The organism is Flavobacterium sp., assembly GCF_003525665.1.
Lineage (GTDB): Bacteria > Bacteroidota > Bacteroidia > Flavobacteriales > Flavobacteriaceae > Flavobacterium.
Genome location: NZ_DQDX01000150.1, coordinates 6,129 through 13,469 on the forward strand (window position 1 = coordinate 6,129; position 7,341 = coordinate 13,469).

General features: G+C 33.8%; 9 protein-coding genes and 1 tRNA gene. 8 read left to right on the forward strand and 2 right to left on the reverse strand.

Translation table 11 applies throughout. The annotated features are described in order from the left end of the window. Positions 1 to 170: 170 nt before the first annotated feature. Together mce and DIU01_RS10580 are read left to right on the forward strand one after the other, a co-directional pair. Positions 171 to 572, forward strand: a complete 402-nt coding sequence (gene mce / locus DIU01_RS10575) for a methylmalonyl-CoA epimerase (protein ID WP_290834239.1) — start codon at positions 171 to 173, stop codon at positions 570 to 572. Positions 573 to 670: 98 nt separating this feature from the next. After that, positions 671 to 744, forward strand: a tRNA-Ile gene (locus DIU01_RS10580). A gap of 64 nt (positions 745 to 808) precedes the next feature. On the opposite strand, the gene DIU01_RS10585 is transcribed toward DIU01_RS10580, so the two are convergent. Together DIU01_RS10585 and DIU01_RS10590 are read right to left on the reverse strand one after the other, a co-directional pair. After that, on the reverse strand, positions 809 to 1,072 hold the full coding sequence (locus tag DIU01_RS10585) for a hypothetical protein (RefSeq protein WP_290834241.1): 264 nt from the start codon (positions 1,070 to 1,072) through the stop codon (positions 809 to 811). A 90-nt stretch (positions 1,073 to 1,162) separates the two neighbouring features. Next, positions 1,163 to 1,753 (reverse strand): riboflavin synthase, encoded by a 591-nt coding sequence (locus DIU01_RS10590; protein ID WP_290834243.1) that lies wholly within the window; start codon positions 1,751 to 1,753, stop codon positions 1,163 to 1,165. Between the two features lie 61 nt (positions 1,754 to 1,814). Here DIU01_RS10590 and pdxA point away from each other — a divergent pair, with 61 nt between their 5' ends. The 6 genes from pdxA to accC all read left to right on the forward strand — a co-directional run bounded on the left by pdxA (position 1,815) and on the right by accC (position 6,790). After that, positions 1,815 to 2,876, forward strand: a complete 1,062-nt coding sequence (pdxA, locus tag DIU01_RS10595) for a 4-hydroxythreonine-4-phosphate dehydrogenase PdxA (protein ID WP_290834245.1) — start codon at positions 1,815 to 1,817, stop codon at positions 2,874 to 2,876. An 80-nt stretch (positions 2,877 to 2,956) separates the two neighbouring features. Then, entirely contained in the window at positions 2,957 to 3,499 is a 543-nt protein-coding gene (locus DIU01_RS10600) for a DUF177 domain-containing protein (RefSeq protein ID WP_290834274.1), read from the forward strand. 9 nt (positions 3,500 to 3,508) lie between these two features. After that, complete coding sequence (gene rpmF / locus DIU01_RS10605; protein ID WP_035127823.1) at positions 3,509 to 3,703, forward strand: 50S ribosomal protein L32; 195 nt, start codon at positions 3,509 to 3,511, stop codon at positions 3,701 to 3,703. 140 nt (positions 3,704 to 3,843) lie between these two features. Continuing rightward, complete coding sequence (locus tag DIU01_RS10610; RefSeq protein ID WP_290834248.1) at positions 3,844 to 4,842, forward strand: beta-ketoacyl-ACP synthase III; 999 nt, start codon at positions 3,844 to 3,846, stop codon at positions 4,840 to 4,842. 22 nt (positions 4,843 to 4,864) lie between these two features. Then, complete coding sequence (gene accB, locus DIU01_RS10615) at positions 4,865 to 5,347, forward strand: acetyl-CoA carboxylase biotin carboxyl carrier protein (protein ID WP_290834250.1); 483 nt, start codon at positions 4,865 to 4,867, stop codon at positions 5,345 to 5,347. A 93-nt stretch (positions 5,348 to 5,440) separates the two neighbouring features. Then, positions 5,441 to 6,790: an acetyl-CoA carboxylase biotin carboxylase subunit gene (gene accC, locus DIU01_RS10620; RefSeq protein ID WP_290834252.1), complete on the forward strand. Its 1,350-nt coding sequence runs from the start codon at positions 5,441 to 5,443 to the stop codon at positions 6,788 to 6,790. The last annotated feature ends 551 nt before the right edge of the window (positions 6,791 to 7,341 follow it).

The following is a 7,341-nucleotide window of genomic DNA, read 5'->3' on the forward strand; positions in this document are numbered from 1 at the left end:
GTAGTCCATTTTCCTGCTTTACGCAATATCTTTTTTTTTACAAAAAAAGGATATTTGCTGCAAACGTAGTTCACTGAACACAAATGAAAATAAAAGCAACGTGAAGTAATCAGGGCTAAACAGTAAATCATTTTAATTTTTGTTAACTTTGTAGAAGAAATCAAGAAGCAATGAGAAAAATAGAACACATCGGTATAGCGGTAAAAGACCTGGAAGAATCCAATCAATTATTCGAAAAACTATTTGGCGCGCCAGCCTACAAACAAGAAGAAGTTGCCAGTGAAGGCGTAAAAACCTCTTTTTTCATGAACGGACCAAACAAAATCGAACTGCTAGAAGCTACCAATCCAGAAAGCCCAATTGCTAAATTTCTAGAAAAAAAAGGAGAAGGAATTCACCACATAGCTTTTGATGTAAAAGACATTGTATCAGAAATAAAACGATTACAAGATGAAGGATTTATAGTGTTAAATGAAATTCCTAAAAAAGGCGCCGATAATAAATTAGTAGCATTTTTGCATCCAAAAACTACTAATGGTGTATTAATAGAATTGTGTCAAGAAATAGAATAACAAGTTTGATTTAGAGAATATTAGAAATAATATCTAAATCCTACTGTAAAATACTTGCAATAAATTAAAAATAGTAGTAATATTGCAACCTCATAATTGGTCCTATAGCTCATTCGGTTAGAGCAACTGACTCATAATCAGTAGGTGCTTGGTTCGATTCCAAGTGGGACCACTTTTTAAAAAAAGACTTCATATTTGAAGTCTTTTTTTATTTGAAAAAACTAAAAGTCTAAATATTACGTTAATATTAACCGAAGCTTCTGATAAGTTAACAAATTGTCGTTAAACGGTTTTGTAGCAAAATTATACGTCAAATTATTTTGATAAAGATTTTTTTTTTTTACTTTTACGCCCATGAGTCTTGCCCCGAATAAGTATATTAAGATTATAATAGGTATTTTATCCTGCAATGTAATGTTTGCAGCACCAAATCCACCGCCGCCAATTCCGCCTCCGCCAGGAACGCCAATTGATGGAGGAATATATGTATTGCTCATCATTTCATTCTTTTTTGGAATGTATATCATAAATAAAAAAATAAAAAAAGCTTCAAAATAATTGAAGCTTTTTTTAGTAATCTGATTTGCAATTTATTGATTCATAGAGTGTAATTTAGAAACATACTTTCCAATAACATCAAATTCCAAATTTATTTTTGTACCCACTTTAAAGTTTTTAAAATTAGTATGCTCATAAGTGTACGGAATTATAGCAACACTAAATTCATTAGTTTTAGAATTTACAACCGTTAAACTAACACCATTAACAGTTATTGAGCCTTTCTCTATAGTAAGATTATTTAAATCTTTATTGTACTCAAATGTAAAATACCAACTTCCGTTAGCTTCTTCAATGGCTTTACAAATTCCAGTTTGATCCACATGACCTTGTACAATGTGACCGTCCAATCGATCGCCAAGTTTCATAGCTCTTTCAAGATTTACAACATCATCCAGTTTCCATTCGCCAAGATTTGTTTTATCAATCGTTTCTTTAATTGCTGTAACGGTGTAATTATCGTTTTCGATAGCAACCACAGTTAAACATACGCCGTTATGAGCAACGCTTTGGTCAATTTTTAATTCATTTGTAATTGAAGAGTTTATGGTAATATGAAGGTTTTCGCCTTCTTTCTTTAAGTCTTTAATTATTCCTAGGGTTTCTATAATTCCTGTAAACATTTGTCGTTTTATTTTACTAAATTTGCACTTCAAAATTAGCAATAAATAAGAACAAATCGCCATGAAAAAAGCAGAAAATATTATCGTCGGAATTTCAATTGGAGATTTAAACGGTATTGGAAGCGAAGTTATCCTTAAAACATTTGAAGATGCTCGAATGTTGGAGCTTTGTACACCAGTGATTTTTGCTAATGTCAAAATTTTATCCTTCATTAAAAAAAACCTGAACTCTGATGTCGCTCTTCACGGAATTGATAAAATAGAGCAATTAGTAAAAGGAAAAATTAATGTTTTAAACGTTTGGCGTGAAGGTGTTGATATTAATTATGGTCAAAACGACGAGAATGTTGGTAAGTATGCCATAAAATCGTTTGTTGCTGCAACAACTGCTTTAAAAGATGGATTGGTTGATGTTTTAGTAACTGCGCCAATCAATAAATACAATATTCAATCAGAAGATTTTAAATTTCCTGGTCATACCGATTATCTTGATCAAGAATTAGAAGGAAACGCATTGATGTTGATGGTTCAAGATAATTTAAGAGTGGGTCTAATTACCGATCATATTCCTGTAAATGAGGTTGCAAAACATTTGACTGAGAAATTAATCACTCAAAAAATCGAAACTATCAACGCTACATTAAAGCAAGATTTTAGCATCAATAAACCTAAAATTGCAGTTTTATCTTTAAATCCTCATGCTGGAGATAATGGAGTAATTGGTAAAGAAGATGACGAAATTTTAAAACCAACCATAAAAAAAATATTTGAAAAAGGAATTTTAGCATTTGGCCCATATTCTGCCGATGGATTTTTCGGAAGCGCACAATATGAAAAGTTTGATGCTGTGATTGCGACCTACCACGATCAAGGATTAATTCCGTTTAAAACATTGTCTTTTGGTAACGGAGTGAACTATACTGCTGGTTTAAACAAGATTAGAACATCGCCAGATCATGGAACTGCCTATGAAATTGCAGGAAAAGGATTAGCCGATTTCACTTCATTTAAAGAAGCAGTTTATCTCGCAATCGACATCTATCACGCTAGAAATGAGTATTTAGACCTTTCAAAAAACCCTCTAAAAGTTAAAGAAAAACAATTAGAAACAAAAAAAGGTTAATAACGCTTTTGGTTTTACAATAAATTTATATCTTTGCACTCCCAAAGCCGAATCTTCGGATTGGACAAATTGATGAAATGATGAAAGTTACAAATGAATTTTTAATTCCGTTTATAGGGTTAAAGTTAGGAAAGCATCAATTTGAGTTTCAAATAAAAAAAGCGTTCTTTGATAGCTTTGATTATCACGAATATGAAGATTGTGATATTAAAGTAAACATAGTTTTAGATAAAAAAAGCACCATGTTGGAGCTTTCTTTCAAACACAAAGGTACAATTCATGTGCCATGTGATTTAACTAACGAAATGTTTGATTTACCCATAAAAGGTAAAATTAAATTGGTAGTTAATTTTGGAGAGGAGTTTAATAATGACAACGAAGAGTTGTTAATATTGCCACATGGAGAGCATCAAATAGATGTTTCACAGTACATTTATGAAATGATTGTGCTTTCGGTTCCGTTAAAAAGAGTTCATCCTGGTATAAAAGATGGTACTTTGCAAACAGAAACATTAGATAAATTATCTAAATTATCAATAAAAGAACAAAAAAAAGAGAGTAAAAAAGAAGAAGATATTGACCCACGTTGGGACAAGTTAAAACAACTATTAACGGATAAATAATATAGTAAAATGGCACATCCTAAAAGAAAAATCTCGAAAACAAGAAGAGATAAGAGAAGAACTCATTACAAAGCAACTGCTGCTACAATTGCAACTTGTCCAATTACAGGAGAAGCTCATTTATACCACAGAGCTTACTGGCATGAAGGTAAAATGTATTACAGAGGTCAAGTAGTTATTGATAAATCAGTAGCTGCTGCTTAATATATATTTAAATTTACATTTAAACTCTCACTCTGTGAGAGTTTTTTGTTTTTTGTAAATTTTAAATTATAACTAAATATTTTTTTGTAAATTCCACCTCTTTTAAATTCACTTTTTTTAAGAGATTATAAAATAGTAATATGAGTACAATTACAGCCGCAATTACCGCAGTCGGTGGTTATGTTCCCGATTTTGTTCTTTCAAATCAGGTTCTAGAAACTTTGGTTGACACCAATGACGAATGGATAACTACGCGAACCGGGATAAAAGAAAGACGGTTACTAAAAGAATCTGGCAAAGGAACTTCTTATTTAGCCATAAAAGCTGCCCAAGATTTACTAAAAAGAGGTAATATAAATCCAGCCGAAATTGATTTGGTAATTATGGCAACAGCAACTCCAGATATGCCAGTGGCAACAACAGGAGTTTATGTAGCAACCCAGATTGGAGCAGTAAATGCTTTTGCTTATGATTTATCTGCTGCTTGTTCAAGCTTTCTTTACGGAATGTCAGCCGCAGCCGCATACATACAAACAGGTAGATATAAAAAAGTACTTTTAATTGGTGCCGATAAAATGTCATCAATAATAGACTATACTGATAGAGCAACGTGTATCATCTTTGGTGATGGTGCAGGAGCTGCATTATTCGAACCTAATTATGAAGGTCTTGGTTTGCAAGATGAGTTTTTACGTTCAGATGGTATCGGTAGAGAATACTTAAAAATTGATGCTGGTGGTTCTATTTTACCAGCTTCCAAAGAAACTGTAGAAAACAGCCAACATTTTGTTTTTCAAGATGGTAAAACTGTTTTTAAATATGCAGTTTCGGGAATGGCAGATGTAAGCGAAAAAATTATGCAACGTAACAATTTGACCAAGGACAACGTAGATTGGTTAATTGCACATCAAGCTAATAAAAGAATTATTGACGCAACGGCTTCAAGAATGGATCTTGACGAAGAAAAAGTGTTAGTAAACATACATAAATACGGAAATACAACCTCAGGAACATTACCTTTGCTTCTGAGTGATTTTGAAAACAAATTCAAAAAAGGAGACAACCTAATCTTTGCTGCTTTTGGTGGCGGATTTACTTGGGGTTCAATCTACCTTAAATGGGCATACAACAAACAATAAACTATAACTAAAACAAATAATTATGGATTTAAAAGAAATTCAAAACCTAATCAAATTTGTATCTAATTCAGGCGTTGCAGAAGTAAAGTTAGAAACTGGTGACATTAAAATCACTATCAGAACAACTTTAGAAGGAAACTCTCCTGATATCACTTACGTGCAACAAGCTCCAATGCAACAAACGCTTCAACAAGCAGCTCCAGTTGCTCCAGCAGCACAAGCTCCAGTTGCTCCAGCAGCGCCAGCGGTTGATGAAAATGCAAAATACGTAACTATCAAATCTCCAATGATTGGTACTTTCTACAGAAAACCAGCTCCAGACAAACCATCGTTTGTAGAAGTTGGAACATCAATTGGTAAAGGCGATGTACTTTGCGTAGTTGAAGCAATGAAATTATTCAACGAAATTGAAGCTGAAATTTCAGGTAAAATTGTAAAAATTCTAGTTGATGATATGTCTCCAGTAGAATTTGACCAACCTTTATTCTTAGTAGATCCATCATAATTTTAAATTCCAATATTTTAAATTCCAAAGCCCAAGTTTATTTCTTAGGTATTGGAGTTTGGAATTTGTTTTTTGAATTTTAAAAAAAATAAGATGTTTAAAAAAATATTAATTGCCAACAGAGGCGAAATTGCTCTTAGAGTAATTAGAACCTGCAGAGAAATGGGCATCAAGACAGTAGCAGTTTATTCTACTGCCGATGCCGAAAGTTTGCACGTTAAATTTGCAGACGAAGCCGTTTGCATCGGTCCGCCACCAAGTAATTTATCTTACTTAAAAATGTCAAATATTATTGCAGCTGCCGAAATCACTAACGCAGATGCAATTCACCCAGGATATGGTTTCTTGTCTGAAAATGCTAAATTTTCCAAAATTTGTCAAGAACACGGAATCAAGTTTATTGGTGCTTCTCCAGAAATGATTGAAAAAATGGGAGATAAGGCTACTGCCAAATCTACTATGATTGAAGCAGGAGTTCCATGTGTGCCAGGTTCTGAGGGAATTTTAGATTCTTTTGAAGACGCTCAAAAAGTAGCTAAAGAAATAGGTTATCCTGTTATGATGAAAGCAACTGCTGGTGGTGGTGGAAAAGGAATGCGTGCCATTTGGAAAGAAGAAGATTTACTTAAAGCTTGGGAAAGTGCACGTCAAGAAGCTGCAGCAGCATTCGGAAACGATGGTATGTACATGGAAAAACTTATTGAAGAACCACGTCATATTGAAATTCAAGTTGTTGGAGATTCTTACGGAAAAGCATGTCATCTTTCAGAAAGAGATTGTTCTGTTCAAAGACGTCACCAAAAATTAACCGAAGAAACGCCATCACCATTCATGACCGATGAATTACGTGAAAAAATGGGACAAGCAGCAGTAAAAGCAGCCGAATATATTCAATATGAAGGCGCTGGAACTGTAGAATTCTTGGTTGATAAACACAGAAATTTCTACTTCATGGAAATGAATACTCGTATCCAAGTAGAGCACCCAATTACAGAACAAGTTGTAGATTACGATTTAATTCGTGAGCAAATTCTAGTTGCTGCTGGAGTACCAATTTCAGGAAAAAATTACTATCCAAATCTGCATGCAATAGAATGCCGTATCAACGCCGAAGATCCATACAATGATTTCCGTCCTTCACCAGGTAAAATCACTGTGCTTCATGCGCCAGGCGGACACGGAGTGCGTCTAGATACACACGTTTACGCAGGTTACACGATTCCGCCAAACTACGACTCAATGATCGCCAAGTTAATTACAACGGCGCAAACAAGAGAAGAAGCAATTAGCAAAATGAAACGCGCACTAGACGAGTTTTATATTGAAGGAATAAAAACCACAATACCTTTCCACAGACAATTAATGGACGAACCCGATTATGTTGCTGGAAATTACACCACAGCATTCATGGAGTCCTTTAAAATGAAGGAAATCGAAGAATAAAACCAAAACCATTCGTTAATTCGGATGGTTTTTTTTTTAATCTGAACTTGTTTCAGATTCTCAACTTAGCATTAAAGCCAATTAAAAACAGATTCGCATCCTGAGCTTGATTTATTAGGTGAAGTCTACTTTTTTGAAGCTACTTCCAGCTATCCATTGCAATCTTGCTCAACAACCACCATTTTTCTAAGACAAAAAAGGAGCTTCTATGGTCGCTCTTTTTTGTCAAGAAAAATTGGCGGTTCTTTTCACAAGGATTTCCATTGCTATCTGGGCTAGGGCAATAGTTTTCATGAGAAGTTTTGATTAAATTCTCACTTTTTTTTAATGCTAAAAATTAAGAAAAAGCTGTATTGGAATTCTGATTTTACAAAAGACAAAACCAATCTATCCCGAAACTTCGGGACTGATAGTAGTGGCATCTCGTCTTTTGGGACGAGATAGAACGAATAACAGGAATAGGGAAACCAAAAAGAACCAATCCCGAAGCTTCGGGAATTCGCTCCTTAAAAAATTATAAAAAAAAAAAACAATAAAAAAATAAAAAAAAG

Excerpts from the sequence above, each read along its gene's own strand:
- pdxA (WP_290834245.1), top strand. The coding sequence starts at position 1,815 with ATGAAAAAAGCAGAAAATATTATCGTCGGAATTTCAATTGGAGATTTA.
- accB (WP_290834250.1), top strand. The coding sequence starts at position 4,865 with ATGGATTTAAAAGAAATTCAAAACCTAATCAAATTTGTATCTAATTCA.
- accC (WP_290834252.1), top strand. The coding sequence starts at position 5,441 with ATGTTTAAAAAAATATTAATTGCCAACAGAGGCGAAATTGCTCTTAGA.
- DIU01_RS10610 (WP_290834248.1), top strand. The coding sequence starts at position 3,844 with ATGAGTACAATTACAGCCGCAATTACCGCAGTCGGTGGTTATGTTCCC.
- DIU01_RS10600 (WP_290834274.1), top strand. The coding sequence starts at position 2,957 with ATGAAAGTTACAAATGAATTTTTAATTCCGTTTATAGGGTTAAAGTTA.
- mce (WP_290834239.1), top strand. The coding sequence starts at position 171 with ATGAGAAAAATAGAACACATCGGTATAGCGGTAAAAGACCTGGAAGAA.
- DIU01_RS10585 (WP_290834241.1), bottom strand. The coding sequence starts at position 1,072 with ATGATGAGCAATACATATATTCCTCCATCAATTGGCGTTCCTGGCGGA.
- rpmF (WP_035127823.1), top strand. The coding sequence starts at position 3,509 with ATGGCACATCCTAAAAGAAAAATCTCGAAAACAAGAAGAGATAAGAGA.
- DIU01_RS10590 (WP_290834243.1), bottom strand. The coding sequence starts at position 1,753 with ATGTTTACAGGAATTATAGAAACCCTAGGAATAATTAAAGACTTAAAG.